We start from the raw sequence: 18,630 nt of genomic DNA on the forward strand, positions 1-18,630 counted from the left end.
TCGCGGCTCTCTATCAGAGGCCGGTGGTGACGTCGATGGTGTTTCCCTCGACCAGCGTCACATAGGCTTTCTTGGTGTCGGCGCGGCGGCCCTTCTGACCGCGGAAGCGCTTCACCTTGCCCTTGGTGATGGCGGTGTTGACCGCCTTCACCTTGACCCCGAACAGCGCCTCGACCGCGTCGCGGATCTGCGGCTTGGTCGAGTCCATGGCCACCTCGAACACCACCTTGTTGTCCTCGGACACCAGGGTGGACTTCTCGGTGATCACGGGCTTGCGGATCACGTCGTACTGTTCTGCCTTCGCGCTCATTTCAGCCGGGCCTCCAGAGCTTCGACACCGGCGCGGGTGATCACCAGGGTGTCCCGCTTCAGGATGTCGTACACGTTCGCGCCCATCGAGGGCAGGATGTCCAGCCCGTCGATGTTGGCGGCCGCGCGCGCGAAGCCGTCATTGACCTGCGCGCCGTCGATCACCAGCGCCTTCTTCCAGCCGAGATCGCGGACCGCCTTGGCCAGCGACTTGGTCTTGCCGTCGGTCTCGGTCGATTCGAGGATGACCAGACGGCCTTCCTTCGCCTTCGCCGAAAGCGCGTGCTTCAGACCCAGCGCCCGGACCTTCTTGGGCAGGTCGTGGGCGTGGCTGCGGGGCGTCGGCCCCTTGTAGATGCCACCCTTGCGGAAGATCGGCGCCTTGCGGGAGCCGTGGCGTGCGCCGCCGGTGCCCTTCTGGCGGTAGATCTTCTTGGTCGAGTAGCTGACCTCGGAGCGGCCGAGCGTCGAGTGGGTGCCCTGCATCGCCTTGTTGCGCTGCCAGCGGACCACCCGGTGCAGGATGTCGGCGCGGGGTTCGAGACCGAAGATCTCGTCGCCCAGATCGACCGAACCCGCGGTCTCGCCGTCGAGCTTGATCACGTCGAGTTTCATGCCTCACCGTCCTTCTTCTCGGCGTCCGACTTGTCGGTGTCCGCCGTCTCCTCGGAGATCTCGGCCTCGGCTTCCTTGAGCGCGGCCTCCTGCTGGGCGGCCTCCTCGGCGAGACGGGCCTCCTCGGCGGCGCGGGCCTCTTCCTCGGCCTGGCGCGCGGCTTCCTCGGCCAGACGCTTGGCCTCGTCGGCAGCGGATTTCAGCGCCGCGGGCAGGATGATGTTCTCGGGCACGGGCTTCTTGACCGCGTCCTTGATCGTCACCCAGCCGCCCTTCGAGCCCGGCACCGCGCCCTTGATCATGATCAGGCCGCGATCGGCGTCGGTCTTGACCACCTGCAGGTTCTGCGTGGTGACCCGGACGGCGCCCATGTGGCCGGCCATCTTCTTGCCTTTGAAGACCTTGCCGGGATCCTGACACTGGCCGGTCGAGCCGTGCGAGCGGTGGCTGATCGACACGCCGTGCGAGGCGCGCAGGCCGCCGAAATTGTGCCGCTTCATGGCACCGGCGAAGCCCTTGCCGATCGAGGTGCCGGAGACGTCGACGTACTGGCCCTCGAAGTAATGATCGGCGGTGATCTCCTCACCGACATTGATCAGGTTCTCCGGCGCGACGCGGAATTCCGCGACCTTGCGCTTGGGCTCGACCTTGGCGACGGCGAAGTGGCCGCGCATCGGCTTCGAGACGTTCTTCGGCTTGATCGAGCCGCAGCCGAGCTGCACGGCGGAATAGCCGTGCGCCTCGACGGTGCGCTGCGCCACGACCTGCAGCTTGTCGAGTTGAAGGACGGTCACGGGAACCTGCTTCCCGTCCTCCAGGAAGAGCCGGGTCATGCCGACCTTCTTTGCGATGACTCCAGAGCGCATCTGAACCTGCCCTCCTTACACCTTGATCTCGACGTCGACACCCGCGGCGAGGTCGAGCTTCATCAGCGCGTCCACGGTCTGCGGGGTCGGATCGACGATGTCGAGCAGACGCTTGTGGGTGCGGATCTCCCACTGGTCGCGCGACTTCTTGTTGACGTGCGGACCGCGCAGGACGGTGAACCGCTCGATCTTGTTCGGCAGCGGGATCGGGCCCCGGACGTCGGCCCCGGTCCGCTTCGCGGTGTTCACGATCTCCTGGGTGCTGGCATCCAGCACGCGGTAATCGAACGCCTTGAGCCGGATGCGAATGTTCTGGCTTTGCATTTCTCTCGCCTTTGTCGGCTGTGGGGGTTGAGAGGAGGAGACGGGACCACCCCGCCGCCTCGTCGAACCCGGTCGGTCAGACGCCGGCACAGCGGCCGGCGTCCTCGCGGTAGCTCTGCCGGCCCCGGGAGCGGGGCGCGGCGGTGCGGATCACTCGACGATCTTCGAGACGACGCCCGAGCCGACGGTGCGGCCGCCTTCGCGGATGGCGAAGCGCAGGCCGTCTTCCATGGCGATCGGGGCGATCAGCTCGACGACGAATTTCAGGTTGTCGCCGGGCATCACCATCTCGGTGCCCTCGGGCAGCGACACGGTGCCGGTCACGTCGGTGGTCCGGAAGTAGAATTGCGGACGATAGTTGGCGAAGAACGGCGTGTGGCGGCCGCCCTCCTCCTTGGTCAGGATGTAGACCTCGGCCTCGAACTTGGTGTGCGGGGTCACCGAGCCGGGCTTGCAGAGCACCTGGCCGCGCTCGACGCCCTCACGGTCGACGCCGCGCAGCAGCGCGCCGATATTGTCGCCGGCCTCGCCGCGGTCGAGCAGCTTGCGGAACATCTCGACGCCGGTGCAGGTGGTCTTCTTGGTGTCGCGGATGCCGACGATCTCGATCTCGTCGCCCACGTTGATGACGCCGCGCTCGACCCGGCCGGTGACCACGGTGCCGCGGCCGGAGATCGAGAACACGTCCTCGATCGGCATCAGGAAGGGCTGGTCGACGGCGCGCTCGGGCTGCGGGATGTACTCGTCCACGGCGGCCATCAGCTCGCGGATCTTGTTCTCGCCGATCTCCGGGTCGCGGCCTTCCATCGCCGCCAGCGCCGAGCCCGCCACGATCGGGATGTCGTCGCCCGGGAAGTCGTACTCGGAGAGCAGCTCGCGCACCTCCATCTCGACCAGCTCCAGGAGCTCCTCGTCGTCGACCTGGTCGACCTTGTTGAGGAACACCACCATCGCCGGGATGCCGACCTGACGGCCGAGCAGGATGTGCTCGCGGGTCTGCGGCATCGGGCCGTCGGCGGCGTTCACCACCAGGATCGCGCCGTCCATCTGCGCCGCCCCGGTGATCATGTTCTTCACGTAGTCGGCATGGCCCGGGCAGTCGACATGGGCGTAGTGCCGCGCGTCGGTCTCGTATTCCACATGCGCGGTCGAGATGGTGATCCCGCGGGCCTTCTCCTCCGGCGCGCCGTCGATCTGGTCATAGGCGCGGAAATCGCCGAAATACTTGGTGATCGCGGCGGTCAGCGTGGTCTTGCCGTGGTCCACGTGCCCGATCGTGCCGATGTTGCAATGCGGCTTGCCGCGTTCGAACTTTTCCTTTGCCATGAAACTGGCTCCTTCTCGTTGCGGGTGCCGGGCCCGGGCCCGGCCTACGAATGGTGGGTAGGGCGGGCCTCAGCCCGCCACCCGGATCAGGCGTACTGCTTCTGGATCTCGTCCGAGATGTTCTGCGGCACCGGATCGTAATGGTCGAACTGCATCGTGAACTGCGCGCGGCCCGAGGACATCGAGCGCAGGTTGTTGATGTAGCCGAACATGTTGGCCAGCGGCACCATGGCGTGGATCGCCACGGCGTTGCCGCGCGGATCCTGACCGGTCACCTGGCCGCGCCGCGAGGTCAGGTCGCCGATGATCGAACCGGTATATTCCTCCGGGGTGACCACCTCGACCTTCATCATCGGCTCGAGCAGCTGCGCGCCGGCCTTCTTCAGGCCTTCCCGCATGCACATCCGCGACGCGATCTCGAAGGCCAGGACCGAGGAGTCGACGTCGTGGAACTTGCCGTCGATCAGCGCCACCTTGAAGTCGATCACCGGGAAGCCCGCGAGCGGACCGCTGTCCATCACCGACTTGATGCCCTTCTCGACGCCGGGGATGTATTCCTTCGGCACCGAGCCGCCGACGATGCGGGACTCGAAGGAATAGCCCTCGCCCGGCTCGGTCGGCATGATCTCGAGCTTGACCTCGGCGAATTGACCCGAGCCACCCGACTGCTTCTTGTGGGTGTAGGTGTGCTCGATCTTCTGGCGGATGGTCTCGCGATAGGCCACCTGCGGCGCGCCGATATTGGCCTCGACCTTGAACTCCCGCTTGAGGCGGTCGACCAGGATGTCGAGATGCAGTTCGCCCATGCCCTTCATGATCGTCTGGCCCGACTCGATGTCGGTCTCGACGCGGAAGGACGGGTCCTCTGCGGCCAGGCGCTGCAGACCGGCGGACATCTTCTCCTGGTCGGCCTTGGTCTTCGGCTCGACGGCGATCTCGATCACCGGGTCGGGGAAGGTCATGGTCTCCAGAACCACCGGCTTGGCGGCGTCGCAGAGCGTGTCGCCCGTGGTGGTGTCCTTCAGACCCGCCAGCGCGATGATGTCGCCGGAGCCGGCCCAATCGATCTCCTCGCGGGAGTTCGAGTGCATCATCATCATCCGGCCGATGCGTTCCTTCTTGCCCTTGGTGGAGTTCAGGACGGAACCGCCCTTCTCCAGCAGGCCGGAATAGATCCGGGTGAAGGTCAGCGAGCCCACGAACGGGTCGTTCATGATCTTGAAGGCCAGACCGGCGAAGGGCTCGGTGTCGCCCGGACGGCGGGCGATGTTGCGCTCTTCGGTCTCGTCATCGGGCGAGAAGCCCATGTAGGGCGGCACGTCGAGCGGACCCGGCAGGTAGTCGATCACCGCGTTCAGCAGGGGCTGCACGCCCTTGTTCTTGAACGCCGAGCCGGCGAGCACCGGAACGAAGGCCATCTCCAGCGTGCCCTTGCGGATCAGCGTCCGCAGGGTCGGCAGGTCGGGCTCTTCGCCTTCGAGGTACTTCTCCATGGCGTCGTCGTCCATCTCGACGGCGAGCTCGACGAGGTTGGCACGGTATTCCTCGGCCTGGTCCTTGAGCTCGTCACGGATGTCCTGGATGACCCAGGAGGCGCCCAGATCCTCGCCCTTCCAGACCCATTCCTTCATGGTCACGAGGTCGACGATGCCCTCGAGCTGATCCTCGGCGCCGATCGGCAGCTGGATCGGGGCCGGGGTGGCACCGGTGCGGTCCTTGATCATCTTCACGCAGTTGAAGAAGTCGGCGCCGATCTTGTCCATCTTGTTGACGAAGACGATGCGCGGGACCTTGTAGCGGTCGGCCTGACGCCAGACGGTCTCGGTCTGGGGCTCGACGCCGGCATTGGCGTCCAGCACGCAGATCGCGCCGTCGAGCACGGCGAGCGAGCGCTCCACCTCGATCGTGAAGTCGACGTGGCCGGGCGTGTCGATGATGTTGAAGCGGAAGCGGGCCTCTTCCGGCGTGTCGCCGTAGATGCCGGTCGGGTTCTTGCCGTCCTCGGTGCGGAACCAGAAGGTGGTGGTCGCAGCCGAGGTGATGGTGATCCCCCGCTCCTGCTCCTGCTCCATCCAGTCCATCGTCGCGGCGCCGTCATGGACTTCGCCGATCTTGTGCGACTTGCCGGTGTAGAACAGGACGCGCTCGGTGCAGGTCGTCTTGCCCGCATCGATATGCGCCATGATCCCGAAGTTCCGGTAGCGCTCGAGGGAATATTCGCGTGCCATTGGGTAGGTCCTCAGGCTTGAGTTCGGATTACCAGCGGTAGTGGCTGAATGCCTTGTTGGCATCGGCCATCTTGTGCGTGTCCTCGCGCTTCTTCACCGCGGCACCGCGGGAATTGACCGCATCGAGGAGCTCGCCCGCCAGGCGCTCTTCCATCGTGTTCTCGTTGCGCTTGCGCGACGCGTCGATGAGCCAGCGCAGGGCCAGGGCCTCGCGACGCTCGGGGCGCACCTCCACGGGGACCTGGTAGGTGGCACCACCGACCCGGCGCGAGCGGACCTCGACCGACGGCTTGATGTTGTCGAGCGCCTCGTGGAAGATCTCCACCGGCGCGCGCTTGACCTTGGCCTCGACCCGGTCGAGCGCGTTGTAGACGATGCCCTCGGCGACGGACTTCTTGCCGTCGACCATCAGGTTGTTCATGAACTTCGACAGGACCCGGTCGCCATACTTGGCGTCGGGCAGGATTTCGCGCTTTTCGGCAGCGTGACGACGGGACATCTCTCGTACCTCTTATTTCGGGCGCTTGGCGCCATACTTCGAACGGCGCTGCTTGCGGTCCTTGACGCCTTGGGTGTCGAGCACGCCGCGCAGGATGTGGTAGCGCACGCCCGGAAGGTCCTTCACCCGGCCCCCGCGGATCAGCACAACCGAGTGCTCCTGCAGGTTGTGGCTCTCGCCCGGAATGTAGCTGATCACCTCGTAGCCATTGGTCAGACGGACCTTGGCCACCTTCCGCATTGCCGAGTTCGGCTTCTTCGGCGTGGTGGTGTAGACGCGCGTGCAGACGCCGCGCTTCTGCGGGCACTGCTCGAGATGCATCGACTTCGAGCGCTTGACTTTGGGCTGCCGCGGCTTGCGGATCAGCTGCTGGATCGTTGGCATTCCGGTCTTATCCCCGTGTATCTCACATATGTGGTGCGCGGGACTGGCCCGTGCGGGTTCTGATGGTTCAGGCCCTCGCGCGTCCGCAAGACCCCGGCGTTTCGCGCAACAGGCCCCTGGCGGCTCCGGCCTCGTACCGCCCGGTTCCCGGGCGACGCAAAAAACCGCATACGTCCCTCGTTCCGGGACGACGCGGGAGGTTCCAGAGGATCGGGGCGCATGGCATGGCCCGGATCGTGACCGCTTCGGTTCTGCTGCTGTCGGCCGCGGGGCGGACCCCGGGCCGAGATGCGGCGCGTATATGGAGAGTCGCCGGGCTTGTCAACAGCGCCTCCGGCGGTCGCGGCGGCACCGGCGCGGAGCGGCCGGACGGGCCGCTTGCCGGGGGCCCGCGGCGCTGTCAGTCTGGCGCGCGGAGCGGGCCACCGGGATATGCACGAGAGGGCGGCGAGAATGCAAGTGATCGGCTTCTGCCGCTTCTCCTGGCCGGCCGAGGGCGGCTTCCAGGTCGGCCATGACAGCATCGGCGAGCGCATCGCCTATCTCTACGCCCCGGCCCGGCTGGAGGCGCGGTTCCGGCAGTTCGAGACCGTCTGCCTGCCCGGGCTGAAGGCCCAGACCGACCCGGAGTTCAGCTTCGTCGTGCTGATCGGCGACAGCCTGCCCCGGCCCTACCGGGCGCGGCTCGAGGCGCTGCTGGCCGACCTGCCGCAGGCGCGCATCGTCGCCCGGCCGCCGGGGCCGCACCGCCAGGTCTGCCGCGCGGTGCTGAACGCCGCGCGGCGCGACCCCGACGCGCCCTGCCTGCAATTCCGCCACGACGACGACGACGCGGTGGCGGTGGATTTCGTCGCCAGCCTGCGGCAGGCCGCGCGGGACGCCGCGCCGATCCTCGCGCGGGCGCCGCTGATGGGCTTCGACTGGAACCGCGGCTACGTCGCCCGGGCCGATGAAACGGGTTTGTGTGCCGAGGAGATCGTGCGGCCCTATTGGGGCGTGGCCCAGGCCGTGGCGGTGGCCGGCGGGACGCGGCAATCGATCATGAATTTCGCCCATGAGCGGATCAACCGCTTCATGCCGACGCTGACCTTCCACGCCCCGGCGATGTATGTCCGCGGCCACAACGATCACAACGATTCCCGCCAGCGCGGCGATGCCGAGGGCCGGGCCCTGCCGCGGCTCGACGCGGCCGGGGAGGCGCTGTTCCGGCGCCGCTTCGCCATCGACGCCGACCATGTCCGCCGGGTCTACGCGGCGCCGGCGCCCCTGCCCTAGCGCCGCGCCGGCACCCCTGCCCTAGCGCCGCGCCGGTGCCCCTGCTCTAGCGCCGCGGCGGCGGCGCGCCGGCGGCCACCGGAGCGGCACGGGCGGCGCCGATCACCGCCCCGCCGCGGCGCCGCGCGCGGGCCTCGCGCCAGAGCGTGAAGAGGCCGGTGGCGGCGATCAGCGCCGCGCCCACCAGGGTCAGCGGCCGCGGCCAGTCGCCGAACAGCGCCCAGCCCAGGCCCAGCGCCCAGAGCAGCCCGGTATAGCGGAACGGCGCCACCACCGCGACCTCACCCACCCGCATCGCCGCGACGCTCATCAGATAGCCGAAGATCACGAAGCCCGCCGCGCCGAGCACCAGCGCCCCGGCCCCCGCCGGCACCGGCTGCCACGGCACCCCGGCGCTCAGCGCCGCCGCGAAGAGCGTCACCGACAGGCTGCCGGCCAGCGTCACGGTGAGGCTCGGCACCGCCGCCGAGAGCCGCCGCACCGCGAGGTCGCGCACCGTCACGAAGGCCACCGCGGCCATCGCGTAGAGCGCGTTGGCGTCGAATTCGGCGCTGCCCGGGCGCACGATCAGCAGCATTCCGGCAAAGCCCACGGCGATGGCCAGGCCGCGGCGCCAGCCCACCGTCTCGCCGAAGACCAGCGCCCCGGCCAGCGTCACGGTGAGCGGCAGGGTCTGCAGGATCGCCGTGACATTGGCCAGCGGCATCCGCATCAGCGCGGTCAGGAAGAACCAGGTGGCGCCGATCTCCGCCGCGCTGCGCAGCGCGATCAGGAGCCCGTCGCGGCGCCCGGGCCGGCGCAGCCCGCCCGCGGCCCAGGCCAAGAGCAGGATGGCAAGGCTCGCCACGGCGCCGCGGATCACCAGGATCTGCATCAGCGGCAGCTCCGCCCCGGCGCGCTTGACCAGCGCGTCGTTGCAGGTGAAGGCGGCCATCGCCCCCATCATCAGCAGCGCGCCGCGGGCATTCTCCGAAAGCGGCGCGGCAGCCATGACGGGATCCTCAGCAGGGTTCGTGTTCGCGGTTGTGATGCCCGCAGGCGCCGCAGATCGGGCTTTCCCCGGTCTCCGCGAAGCCCTCGCAGCCGCTGGCGCGGCAGCCGCCGCGGCGCGGGTTGTGCATCCGCCAGGCGTCGCCGGGGGCGCCGGGCACCGGCAGTCGGGTGTCGCGCGGCGGCACATAGACATGGGATGCGGGCATCGTCTCCTCCTCGAAGCGCATCTCTGGGAGAGCGACGCTAGCAGCCGCCGCTCCGGGCGCAAGTCCCCGCCCGGCCTTTTCCCTGTCCCGCCGCTCTGCCATAATCGCTGGCCAATGGCGCCCCAGACACCAGGATACGAGCAGCCCATGGCCGAAGACCTCCTCACCGGGACCCAGCCCGGCGATTACGACGCCTCCTCCATCGAAGTCCTCGAAGGTCTCGAACCGGTCCGCAAGCGGCCCGGCATGTATATCGGCGGCACCGACGAGCGCGCCCTGCACCATCTGGTGGCCGAGGTGCTCGACAACTCGATGGACGAGGCGGTGGCCGGCCACGCCAACCGCATCGAGGTGGAGCTGCACGCCGATCACGCGGTCACCATCCGCGACAACGGCCGCGGCATCCCGATCGACCCGCATCCGAAATTTCCCGGCAAGTCGGCGCTCGAGGTCATCCTCTGCACGCTCCATGCCGGCGGCAAGTTCTCCGGCAAGGCCTACGAGACCTCGGGCGGGTTGCACGGCGTCGGCGCCAGCGTGGTCAACGCGCTTTCGGATTCGATGGTCGTCGAGGTGGCGCGCAACCGCGAGCTCTGGGAGCAGCGCTTCTCGCGCGGCAAGCCGCTCGGCCCCGCCGCCAAGGTCGGCCAGGCGCCGAACCGGCGCGGCACCACGGTGACCTTCCATGCCGACGAGGAGATCTTCGGCCATCACCGCTTCAAACCGGCGCGGCTGTTCAAGATGGTGCGCTCCAAGGCCTACCTGTTCTCGGGCGTGGAGATCCGCTGGAAGAGCGCCATCGAGGACGGCGAGACGCCCACCGAGGCCAGCTTCCACTTCCCCGGCGGCCTCGCCGACTACCTGACCGAGACGCTGGGCGGCGCCACCACCTACGCCGCGCAGCCCTTCGCCGGCGCGGTGTCCTTCCGCGAGAAGTTCGACGCGCCCGGCAAGGTCGAATGGGCGATCAACTGGACGCCGTCGCGCGACGGCTTCACCCAATCCTACTGCAACACCGTGCCGACCCCCGAGGGCGGCACCCACGAGGCCGGCTTCTGGGCCGCCATCCTCAAGGGCATCCGCGCCTATGGCGAGCTCGTCAACAACCGCAAGGCGCAGCAGATCACCCGCGAGGACCTGATCGCCGGCGGCTGCGCGCTGGTGTCGTGCTTCATCCGCGAGCCGGAATTCGTCGGCCAGACCAAGGACCGGCTGGCCACCACCGAGGCGGCGAAGCTGGTCGAGGGCGCGGTGCGCGACCATTTCGACAACTGGCTGGCCGCCGACACCAAATCCGCCGGCGCCATCCTCGACTTCCTCGTGCTGCGCGCCGAGGAGCGGCTGCGGCGCCGGCAGGAGAAGGAGACGGCGCGCAAGTCGGCGACCAAGAAGCTGCGCCTGCCCGGCAAGCTCACCGACTGCACCAACAAGAACCGCGAGGGCACCGAGCTGTTCATCGTCGAGGGCGACTCGGCCGGCGGCTCGGCCAAGGGCGCGCGCTTCCGCGAGAGCCAGGCGCTGCTGCCGCTGAAGGGCAAGATCCTCAACGTGCTGGGCGCGGCCTCCTCGAAGCTGACCACCAATGCCGAGATCCGCGATCTCTGCGAGGCGCTCGGCGTGGGCCTGGGGACCAAGTTCAACCTCGACGACCTGCGCTACGACAAGATCATCATCATGACCGACGCCGATGTCGACGGTGCCCATATCGCGGCGCTCTTGATGACCTTCTTCTACGCCCAGATGCGGCCGCTGATCGACAACGGCCACCTCTACCTCGCCTGCCCGCCGCTCTACCGGCTGACGCAGGGGGCGAAGCGGCTCTACGTCGCTTCGGATGCCGAGAAGGAGGCCTGGCTGAAGAAGGGCCTCGGCGGCAAGGGCAAGATCGACGTGCAGCGCTTCAAGGGCCTGGGCGAGATGGACGCCAAGGACCTCAAGGAGACGACGATGGATCCCAAAACCCGGACCCTGATCCGGGTCACTATCGACGAGGACGAACCCGGCGAGACCGGCGACCTGGTCGAGCGCCTGATGGGCAAGAAGCCGGAACTGCGCTTCCAGTATATCCAGGAGAATGCGCGGTTCGTGGAGGAGTTGGATGTGTGAGATTTGAGAAAGGCGCTCCTCCCCAATGAATATTGCCCTTGCTCAATTGGCGCTAGTTTTTTGCCCGGAATTATTTGGGCTAATCTCGATGCGGTGTACGGATCTGGCCCCAAAGTTGACAAAGCAACTTTGGCGCTGAACTCTTTTTTGTTCGGAATATTCTCGTATGCGACAGTTTATTTAGGTTATACGTTATTTAACCAAGAGTTCACATCAGCGGTTTTTTCCGAAGGAGACCCCACAGGGCTCAACGAATTCTCTGACGAGATCGCGGTGTCCGTCCCTGTAAGTCTCACTCTAGCAATAATTTGGCTCTATCTGGTAAAATACCGCGTCGTCATGAGAGTGCTGAATTTTATCGGAGCAACCAGACGATTTGGAACAGAGGATGTGTGGAGCTTCACATTTAATGGTTCGCAACCCTTCGTCGACTATGTGAACATCCGCGACCTAAAGAATGATTTTATTTATTGTGGATATATCAGCGCCTATTCAGAAACGGAGGAATATCGAGAGCTTCTCTTGAGGGATGCAATCGTCTACAGTGCTCAAGCTGATGTAATCTCTGAAGCTCCCCACATTTATCTGTCTTTCCCACGAGAAGAAGTTTGGATTGAGTTCCCCACTACAGGAGATTGTGATGTCCAGAAAGGAACCGCCGAAGCCTGTTCGACCGACGATCGAGCGGGGCGGAATAATGAAGGGCGGTCACAACCCCCCTCGTCCAACAGTTTCAACTCGGCCGCCAGCTCCCACTCCGACGAAGCCGAAAAAGTAATATAGAAATTGGGCCACGGTTTGGCCCAATCTCGTTGAAGCCTACAGCGGCCGGCGCAGCGGTAATTCGCTGCGTGCGCCTCTGCGAGGTGCGGCTGCCCCCAGCCTCACCCCTTATGCGTCAAACCCGCGCTTTCCGCCCCCGCGGCCCCGCGACCAGCCAGGCGATGAAGCCGAGCACCGGCAGGACGAGGATGACCAGCGTCCAGATCACCTTGGCGGCGGTGGAGGCGCCGGAGGTGAGGATCTGGTAGATCGCGTAGATGTCGAGGATCAGGACGATCAGTCCGAAAATGCCGTATTCCATTGGCGTCGCTCCCGCATATGCCGTTTGCGGAATGAACGATGCAACCGTCTGACCCGTTCCCTCAGCGCTTCTTCCTGCGCTGAACGTTGCCGCCGCGCTGGCCCGGGCGGCCGGCGGTGGAGCGGCCCGAGGCCTTGGTGGCGGCGTCCGAGGCCTTTTCGACCGCCTGCTGGCGCGCCAGCGGGTCGTCGGCGACGGCGAGATCCACCGCCTCCAGCCGCTTGACCTCGTCGCGGAGCCGCGCCGCCTCCTCGAATTCGAGGTTCTCGGCCGCCTTGCGCATGTCGGCGCGCAGGCCGTCGAGCACTGCCTGCATGTTGGAGCCCTGGCGCTTCGGGTCGATCTGCGCCGTCACCCGGTTCATGTCGACATCGCCCTTGTAGAGCCCGGCGAGGATGTCCTCGACGTTCTTCTTGATCGTCGCGGGGGTGATGCCGTGGGCCGCGTTGTAGGCGATCTGCTTCTCGCGCCGGCGCTCGGTCTCGCCCATGGCGCGCTCCATCGAGCCGGTGATGCGGTCGGCATACATGATCACCCGGCCCTCGGCGTTGCGCGCGGCGCGGCCGATGGTCTGGATCAGCGAGGTCTCGGAGCGCAGGAAGCCCTCCTTGTCGGCGTCGAGGATGGCCACCAGCCCGCATTCCGGGATGTCGAGCCCCTCGCGCAGCAGGTTGATGCCGACCAGCACGTCGAAGGCGCCGAGGCGGAGGTCGCGCAGGATCTCGATGCGCTCGATCGTGTCGATGTCGGAATGCATGTAGCGCACCCGGATGCCCTGCTCGTGCAGGTATTCGGTGAGGTCCTCGGCCATGCGCTTGGTCAGCACCGTGGCGAGCGTCCGGTAGCCGTCGGCGGCGACCTTGCGGATCTCGTCCAGCAGGTCGTCGACCTGCATCTCCACGGGGCGGATCTCGACCTGCGGATCCAAGAGCCCGGTGGGGCGGATCACCTGCTCGGTGAAGACGCCGCCGGCCTGGTCGAGCTCCCAATCCGCGGGCGTGGCCGAGACGAAGACCGATTGCGGCCGCATGGCGTCCCATTCCTCGAACTTGAGGGGGCGGTTGTCCATGCAGGAGGGCAGCCGGAAGCCGTGTTCGGCGAGCGTGAACTTGCGCCGGTAGTCGCCGCGATACATGCCGCCGATCTGCGGCACCGAGACGTGGCTTTCGTCGGCGAAGACGATGGCGTTGTCGGGGATGAACTCGAAGAGCGTCGGCGGCGGCTCGCCCGGCGCGCGGCCCGTCAGGTAGCGGGAATAGTTCTCGATGCCGTTGCAGACGCCGGTGGCCTCCAGCATCTCGATGTCGAAATTGGTGCGCTGCTCGAGCCGCTGCGCCTCGAGCAGCTTGCCCTCGGAGACCAGCTGGTCGAGCCGCTGGCGGAGCTCCTTCTTGATCTGGATCACCGCCTGCTGCATCGTCGGCCGCGGCGTCACGTAATGCGAATTGGCGTAGACGCGGATGCGGTCGAAGCTGCCGGTCTTTTCGCCGGTCAGCGGGTCGAATTCGGTGATCGCCTCCAGCTCCTCGCCGAAGAAGGAGAACCGCCAGGCCCGGTCCTCGAGGTGCGCCGGCCAGACCTCGAGCACGTCGCCGCGCACCCGGAAGGAGCCGCGCTGGAAGGCCTGGTCGTTGCGCCGGTATTGCTGCGCCACCAGATCGGCCATCACCTTGCGCTGGTCGTAGTCCTGCCCGACGAAGAGATCGAGCGTCATGGCGCCATAGGTCTCGACCGAGCCGATGCCGTAGATGCACGACACCGAGGCCACGATGATCACGTCGTCGCGTTCGAGCAGCGCCCGGGTGGCCGAGTGGCGCATCCGGTCGATCTGCTCGTTGATCTGGGATTCCTTCTCGATATAGGTGTCCGAGCGCGGCACATAGGCCTCGGGCTGGTAATAGTCGTAATACGAGACGAAATACTCGACCGCGTTGTCCGGGAAGAACTGCTTGAACTCGCCGTAGAGCTGGGCGGCCAGCGTCTTGTTGGGGGCGAGGATGATCGCCGGGCGCTGGGTCTCCTCGATCACCTTGGCCATGGTGAAGGTCTTGCCGGTCCCGGTCGCGCCCAGCAGCACCTGGTTGCGCTCGCCGTCGCGCACCCCGGCGGCCAGCTCGGCGATGGCGGTCGGCTGGTCGCCGGCCGGGGCGTAGTGGGTCTTCATCACGAAGCGCTTGCCGCCCTCCAGCTTCTCGCGCTCGGCCACCGCCGGGGCGGGGGCGTGCAGCATCGGCATGGCGTCGGGGCGGTTGTTGTGCATCGGAGACTCCAAGGGGACCGGGTCCGATGTTGTCGCGCGGGGCGCGATCTTCAAGTGCAAACGGGGGCAAACGGGCCAGCCGGTCCCGGCACGAAAAGGGCGCCCGGCCGGGGGAAGGGGCCGGGCGCCGAGGCCGGAGCGCCGAAATTGCAGCTCCGGTGGGGGACGGCGCGGTCACGGTCCGCACCGGTCCAGGTCCGAGAGAGGACGCCGGGTGGCCGGATCGTCAGACGGTCCGGTCCCGATCAGGGCCGTCCGGAGGCGTCGCGCGGGCCGGCGACCGGCCCGCAGCCTGGGCGCGTCACTGGCTGGTGACCGCCCCGCCCTCGGCCGGCGGCGTGGCCGCCACGGGGGCGTCCGCCGCATCGCCCGGCGGCAGGGTCTCGGCATTCTCGATGGCGGCCGGCGGCGCCGCGTCGTCGGAGCCCAGAAGGCCCGCGCCGAAGATCAGTCCGAGGATCAGCAGCACCGCCACCAGCAGGCCCGCGAGAACGGTGCCGGGACGGCGGCTGCGCAGCGCCGGATCGGTGGGCAGAGGCTGCCCGTAGGGGTCGGTGGCCCGGTTCGGCGGCGTCCGGGTGGTATGATCGCTATAGGCCATGGCATCTCTCCTTTGCGGTTTGGCGGCGGGCGACCCGCCGCGCCGATGGCGGCTATGGGGAAGAGATTGGCGCCGTCGGGCCGCCATGCCAGTGCGCCGCGCGCCGCCGCCGGATTCCGGCGGGCCGGCGCCGAGATCGCCGCCCGGCATCGGCCAAGCGCCGCCGCGCCGCGCCGCGGCATCGCGGGAACCGGCGGGATGCGGCCCATCCGGCCCCGCCCCTTGCGCCGTTTTCCGCGGGCCGCGGGCGGGCTGGACCATCGCGGCCGGGCCTCCTATACAGCGCCCATGCGGGAGCTTTTCGGAATCCTCATCCGAATTACGGGCCCGGCGCGGTAAGCTTCTGCTGCGCCGGGACAATGGCGTCTGCTCCGCCGCGCCGCCCCTCTCCGCCCGACCCTTCCCGAGACCGCTTCGCCGAGGACGCCCGTCATGTGCGCCGAGACCCCCGACTACAAAGACACCCTGAATCTGCCCCGCACCGAGTTCCCGATGCGGGCGGGCCTGCCCAAGCGCGAACCCGACTGGCTCGTCCGGTGGGAGGAGATCGGCATCTACGACCGCCTGCGCGAGCGCGCCGAGGGCCGCCCGCCCTTCACCCTGCATGACGGCCCGCCCTACGCCAACGGCCACCTCCATATCGGTCACGCGCTGAACAAGACGATCAAGGACATGATCGTGCGCAGCCACCAGATGATGGGGCACGATGCGCGCTACGTGCCGGGCTGGGACTGCCACGGCCTGCCGATCGAGTGGAAGATCGAGGAGCAGTACCGCGCCAAGGGGCTCGACAAGGACCGCGTCGACGTCGTCGATTTCCGCCAGGAATGCCGCCGCTTCGCCGAGGGCTGGATCGACATCCAGCGCGAGGAGTTCAAGCGCCTCGGCATCACCGGCGCCTGGGACCGGCCCTACCTGACGATGGATTTCCGCGCCGAGCGCATCATCGCCGAGGAATTCCAGAAATTCCTGATGACCGGCACGCTCTACCAGGGCTCGAAGCCGGTGATGTGGTCGCCGGTGGAGAAGACCGCCCTGGCGGAGGCCGAGGTCGAGTACCACGACAAGGAGAGCTTCACCATCTGGGTGAAGTTCCGCGTCACCGATTTCGCCCTGCCCGATGCCGACACCTCCGACGAGGAGGAGAGCGACGAGGCCCGCGAGGCGGTGTTCGACACGCTGCAGAAGACCGCCGAGAAGTTCATCGGCGCGCATGTGGTGATCTGGACCACCACGCCCTGGACCATCCCGTCGAACAAGGCGGTGGTCTACGGCGCGGACTTCTCCTACGGCCTCTACGAGGTCACCGAGACGCCCGAGGAATGCTGGGCGGCGCCCGGCGAGCGCTTCATCCTGGCCGACAAGCTGGCGGCCCAGACCTTCGCCAAAGCGCGGCTCTCCGACGGCCAGTGGCGGCGCGTCTCGGACGTCACCCCGGCGCAGCTCGCGGGGATGACGCTGGCCCATCCGCTGGCCGGCGCCGAGGGCTCGGCGGGCGAATGGGACGCGCCGCGCGACTTCCGCGCCGCGCCCTTCGTCACCGACGAGGAGGGCACCGGCTTCGTGCATTGCGCGCCCTCGCACGGCATGGACGAATACGAGCTCTACCGCGATCTCGGCATGCTGGGACAGGTGATCACCTACAATGTCGAGGATGACGGCGCCTTCCGTGCCGACCTGCCGTTCTTCGGCGGCACCCGCATCCTCAAGCCCAACGGCAAGGAGGGCGACGCCAACAAGGCGGTGATCGACAAGCTGGTCGAGGTCGGCGGCCTGCTGGCGCGCGGCAAGATCAAGCATTCCTACCCGCATTCCTGGCGCTCCAAGGCGCCGGTGATCTTCCGCAACACGCCGCAATGGTTCGCCGCCATCGACCGCCCCGTCGGCGACGGCCAGGACACCTACGGCCAGACCATCCGCGAACGCGCGCTGAACTCCATCGACCAGCTCGTCGCCTGGACGCCGCGCACCGGGCGCAACCGGCTCTACTCGATGATCGAGAGCCGCCCCGACTGGGTGCTGTCGCGCCAGCGCGCCTGGGGCGTGCCGCTGACCTGCTTCACCAGGCGCGGCGGCAAGCCCACCGATCCCGACTTCCTGCTGCGCGATGATGGCGTCAATGCCCGCATCCTCGAGGCCTTCGAGGCCGAGGGCGCCGATGCCTGGTACAAGCCCGGCGCCAAGGCGCGCTTCCTCGGCGCCGAGCACGACCCCGAGGCCTGGGACCAGGTCTTCGACATCCTCGACGTGTGGTTCGATTCCGGCTCGACCCATGCCTTCGTGCTGCGCGACCGCGAGGACGGCAGCGAAGACGGCATCGCCGATGTCTACATGGAGGGCACCGACCAGCATCGCGGCTGGTTCCATTCCTCGATGCTGCAGGCCTGCGGCACGATCGGCCGCGCGCCCTACCGCAACGTCGTGACCCACGGCTTCACCCTCGATGCCAAGGGCAACAAGATGTCCAAGTCGCTCGGCAATACCGTGGTGCCCGAGGAGGTGGTGAAGCAATACGGCGCCGACGTGCTGCGGCTCTGGGTGGCGCAGGCCGATTACACCGCCGACCAGCGCATCGGCCCGGAGATCCTCAAGGGCACCGCCGACAGCTACCGCCGGCTCAGGAACACCATGCGCTTCCTGCTCGGCGCGCTGGCGCATTTCGAGGAGCGCGACCGCACCGACCCGGCCGAGATGCCCGAGCTCGAGCGCTGGGTGCTGCACCGCCTGGCCGAGCTCGACACGAAAGTGCGCGAGGGCTACGCCGCCTTCGACTTCCAGGGCGTGTTCCGGGCGCTCTTCGACTTCTGCACGGTGGAGCTCTCGGCCTTCTACTTCGACATCCGCAAGGACGCGCTCTATTGCGACGGCGACACGCCGCGCCGGCGCGCCGCGCGCAGCGTGCTCGACCTGCTGTTCCACCGCCTGACCACCTGGCTGGCGCCGGTCCTGGCCTTCACCATGGAGGAGGTCTGGCTCGAACGTTTCCCCGGCGCCGAAAGCTCGGTGCACCTGCAGGACATGCCGGCCACGCCGGCGGCCTGGCGCGACGCCGCCCTGGCGGCGAAATGGGCCCGGGTGCGGGCGGCGCGGCGCGTCGTCACCGCGGCGCTCGAGATCCGGCGCAGCGACAAGGAGATCGGCGCCGCGCTGGAGGCCGCCCCGATCGTCCATGTCGAGGATGCCGAGACCCTGGCGGCGCTGAAATCGGTGCAGTTCGACGATGTCTGCATCACCTCGGGCATCGCCCTGACCGCCGATCCGGCCCCGGCCGAGGCCTTCCGCCTGGCCGAGGTGCCGGGCCTCGGCGTGGTCTTCGAGCCGGCCGCCGGCGAGAAGTGCCAGCGCTGCTGGAAGGTGCTGCCCGATGTCGGCAGCCATGCCCATCCCGCGGTCTGCGGCCGCTGCGACGCCGCCCTGGCCGAACAGGACGTGCCGGCCGCCTGACCGCCCGGCCAACGGCGCGGGGGCCGCTTGCGCGCCCCCGCCGCTTCTTCTGAGCCGAAATATCCTCGGGGGGAGCAGGGCCGCCCGGCCCTGTGGGGGGCAGACAGCCC

At 67.7% G+C, this 18,630-nt stretch carries 17 protein-coding genes; 4 read left to right on the plus strand and 13 right to left on the minus strand.

Annotated features, from left to right (window positions below; translation table 11 throughout):
• Positions 1 to 13: 13 nt before the first annotated feature.
• The 8 genes from ACXYMW_RS04125 to rpsL form a co-directional block, all read right to left on the minus strand.
• Positions 14 to 310, minus strand: a complete 297-nt coding sequence (locus ACXYMW_RS04125) for a 50S ribosomal protein L23 (protein WP_459034028.1) — start codon at positions 308 to 310, stop codon at positions 14 to 16.
• On the minus strand, positions 307 to 924 hold the full coding sequence (rplD, locus tag ACXYMW_RS04130) for a 50S ribosomal protein L4 (RefSeq protein ID WP_459034029.1): 618 nt from the start codon (positions 922 to 924) through the stop codon (positions 307 to 309). The genes ACXYMW_RS04125 and rplD overlap by 4 nt, the downstream gene beginning before the upstream one ends.
• Positions 921 to 1,790, minus strand: a complete 870-nt coding sequence (gene rplC, locus ACXYMW_RS04135) for a 50S ribosomal protein L3 (RefSeq protein WP_459034030.1) — start codon at positions 1,788 to 1,790, stop codon at positions 921 to 923. The genes rplD and rplC overlap by 4 nt, the downstream gene beginning before the upstream one ends.
• Before the next feature lie 15 nt (positions 1,791 to 1,805).
• Entirely contained in the window at positions 1,806 to 2,114 is a 309-nt protein-coding gene (gene rpsJ, locus ACXYMW_RS04140; protein WP_043773807.1) for a 30S ribosomal protein S10, read from the minus strand.
• Between the two features lie 150 nt (positions 2,115 to 2,264).
• On the minus strand, positions 2,265 to 3,440 hold the full coding sequence (gene tuf, locus ACXYMW_RS04145; RefSeq protein ID WP_459034031.1) for an elongation factor Tu: 1,176 nt from the start codon (positions 3,438 to 3,440) through the stop codon (positions 2,265 to 2,267).
• A gap of 86 nt (positions 3,441 to 3,526) precedes the next feature.
• Positions 3,527 to 5,668, minus strand: a complete 2,142-nt coding sequence (gene fusA / locus ACXYMW_RS04150) for an elongation factor G (RefSeq protein ID WP_459034032.1) — start codon at positions 5,666 to 5,668, stop codon at positions 3,527 to 3,529.
• A 28-nt stretch (positions 5,669 to 5,696) separates the two neighbouring features.
• Positions 5,697 to 6,167, minus strand: a complete 471-nt coding sequence (rpsG, locus tag ACXYMW_RS04155; protein WP_459034033.1) for a 30S ribosomal protein S7 — start codon at positions 6,165 to 6,167, stop codon at positions 5,697 to 5,699.
• 12 nt (positions 6,168 to 6,179) lie between these two features.
• Complete coding sequence (gene rpsL / locus ACXYMW_RS04160) at positions 6,180 to 6,551, minus strand: 30S ribosomal protein S12 (protein ID WP_005980675.1); 372 nt, start codon at positions 6,549 to 6,551, stop codon at positions 6,180 to 6,182.
• 453 nt (positions 6,552 to 7,004) lie between these two features.
• Here rpsL and ACXYMW_RS04165 point away from each other — a divergent pair, with 453 nt between their 5' ends.
• Positions 7,005 to 7,826: a glycosyltransferase gene (locus tag ACXYMW_RS04165; RefSeq protein ID WP_459034034.1), complete on the plus strand. Its 822-nt coding sequence runs from the start codon at positions 7,005 to 7,007 to the stop codon at positions 7,824 to 7,826.
• Between the two features lie 46 nt (positions 7,827 to 7,872).
• Here the strand turns inward: ACXYMW_RS04165 and ACXYMW_RS04170 are convergent, their stop codons facing one another.
• Positions 7,873 to 8,817, minus strand: coding sequence for a DMT family transporter (locus ACXYMW_RS04170; protein ID WP_459034035.1), 945 nt, complete (start codon positions 8,815 to 8,817; stop codon positions 7,873 to 7,875).
• Positions 8,818 to 8,827: 10 nt separating this feature from the next.
• Complete coding sequence (locus tag ACXYMW_RS04175) at positions 8,828 to 9,025, minus strand: hypothetical protein (protein ID WP_459034036.1); 198 nt, start codon at positions 9,023 to 9,025, stop codon at positions 8,828 to 8,830.
• Positions 9,026 to 9,172: 147 nt separating this feature from the next.
• Between ACXYMW_RS04175 and parE the strand changes: the two genes are divergently transcribed.
• Positions 9,173 to 11,131 carry a DNA topoisomerase IV subunit B gene (gene parE, locus ACXYMW_RS04180; RefSeq protein WP_459034037.1) on the plus strand — a complete coding sequence of 653 codons (1,959 nt, stop codon included), beginning with the start codon at positions 9,173 to 9,175 and terminating at the stop codon, positions 11,129 to 11,131.
• 3 nt (positions 11,132 to 11,134) lie between these two features.
• Positions 11,135 to 11,914: a hypothetical protein gene (locus ACXYMW_RS04185; RefSeq protein ID WP_459034038.1), complete on the plus strand. Its 780-nt coding sequence runs from the start codon at positions 11,135 to 11,137 to the stop codon at positions 11,912 to 11,914.
• 115 nt (positions 11,915 to 12,029) lie between these two features.
• Here ACXYMW_RS04185 and ACXYMW_RS04190 read toward each other — a convergent pair whose 3' ends face one another.
• The 3 genes from ACXYMW_RS04190 to ACXYMW_RS04200 all read right to left on the minus strand — a co-directional run bounded on the left by ACXYMW_RS04190 (position 12,030) and on the right by ACXYMW_RS04200 (position 15,076).
• Positions 12,030 to 12,215: a PLD nuclease N-terminal domain-containing protein gene (locus ACXYMW_RS04190; protein ID WP_459034039.1), complete on the minus strand. Its 186-nt coding sequence runs from the start codon at positions 12,213 to 12,215 to the stop codon at positions 12,030 to 12,032.
• A 61-nt stretch (positions 12,216 to 12,276) separates the two neighbouring features.
• Entirely contained in the window at positions 12,277 to 14,475 is a 2,199-nt protein-coding gene (gene uvrB / locus ACXYMW_RS04195; protein WP_459034040.1) for an excinuclease ABC subunit UvrB, read from the minus strand.
• A 301-nt stretch (positions 14,476 to 14,776) separates the two neighbouring features.
• On the minus strand, positions 14,777 to 15,076 hold the full coding sequence (locus ACXYMW_RS04200) for a hypothetical protein (protein ID WP_459034041.1): 300 nt from the start codon (positions 15,074 to 15,076) through the stop codon (positions 14,777 to 14,779).
• Between the two features lie 432 nt (positions 15,077 to 15,508).
• On the opposite strand from ACXYMW_RS04200, the gene ileS reads away from it, so the two are divergent.
• Positions 15,509 to 18,520 carry an isoleucine--tRNA ligase gene (gene ileS, locus ACXYMW_RS04205; protein WP_459034042.1) on the plus strand — a complete coding sequence of 1,004 codons (3,012 nt, stop codon included), beginning with the start codon at positions 15,509 to 15,511 and terminating at the stop codon, positions 18,518 to 18,520.
• Positions 18,521 to 18,630 lie beyond the last annotated feature (110 nt).

This window comes from Roseivivax sp. CAU 1761 (assembly GCF_054482755.1).

Excerpts from the sequence above, each read along its gene's own strand:
- ACXYMW_RS04125 (WP_459034028.1), bottom strand. The coding sequence starts at position 310 with ATGAGCGCGAAGGCAGAACAGTACGACGTGATCCGCAAGCCCGTGATC.
- rplD (WP_459034029.1), bottom strand. The coding sequence starts at position 924 with ATGAAACTCGACGTGATCAAGCTCGACGGCGAGACCGCGGGTTCGGTC.
- rplC (WP_459034030.1), bottom strand. The coding sequence starts at position 1,790 with ATGCGCTCTGGAGTCATCGCAAAGAAGGTCGGCATGACCCGGCTCTTC.
- rpsJ (WP_043773807.1), bottom strand. The coding sequence starts at position 2,114 with ATGCAAAGCCAGAACATTCGCATCCGGCTCAAGGCGTTCGATTACCGC.
- tuf (WP_459034031.1), bottom strand. The coding sequence starts at position 3,440 with ATGGCAAAGGAAAAGTTCGAACGCGGCAAGCCGCATTGCAACATCGGC.
- fusA (WP_459034032.1), bottom strand. The coding sequence starts at position 5,668 with ATGGCACGCGAATATTCCCTCGAGCGCTACCGGAACTTCGGGATCATG.
- rpsG (WP_459034033.1), bottom strand. The coding sequence starts at position 6,167 with ATGTCCCGTCGTCACGCTGCCGAAAAGCGCGAAATCCTGCCCGACGCC.
- rpsL (WP_005980675.1), bottom strand. The coding sequence starts at position 6,551 with ATGCCAACGATCCAGCAGCTGATCCGCAAGCCGCGGCAGCCCAAAGTC.
- ACXYMW_RS04165 (WP_459034034.1), top strand. The coding sequence starts at position 7,005 with ATGCAAGTGATCGGCTTCTGCCGCTTCTCCTGGCCGGCCGAGGGCGGC.
- ACXYMW_RS04170 (WP_459034035.1), bottom strand. The coding sequence starts at position 8,817 with ATGGCTGCCGCGCCGCTTTCGGAGAATGCCCGCGGCGCGCTGCTGATG.
- ACXYMW_RS04175 (WP_459034036.1), bottom strand. The coding sequence starts at position 9,025 with ATGCCCGCATCCCATGTCTATGTGCCGCCGCGCGACACCCGACTGCCG.
- parE (WP_459034037.1), top strand. The coding sequence starts at position 9,173 with ATGGCCGAAGACCTCCTCACCGGGACCCAGCCCGGCGATTACGACGCC.
- ACXYMW_RS04190 (WP_459034039.1), bottom strand. The coding sequence starts at position 12,215 with ATGGAATACGGCATTTTCGGACTGATCGTCCTGATCCTCGACATCTAC.
- uvrB (WP_459034040.1), bottom strand. The coding sequence starts at position 14,475 with ATGCACAACAACCGCCCCGACGCCATGCCGATGCTGCACGCCCCCGCC.
- ACXYMW_RS04200 (WP_459034041.1), bottom strand. The coding sequence starts at position 15,076 with ATGGCCTATAGCGATCATACCACCCGGACGCCGCCGAACCGGGCCACC.
- ileS (WP_459034042.1), top strand. The coding sequence starts at position 15,509 with ATGTGCGCCGAGACCCCCGACTACAAAGACACCCTGAATCTGCCCCGC.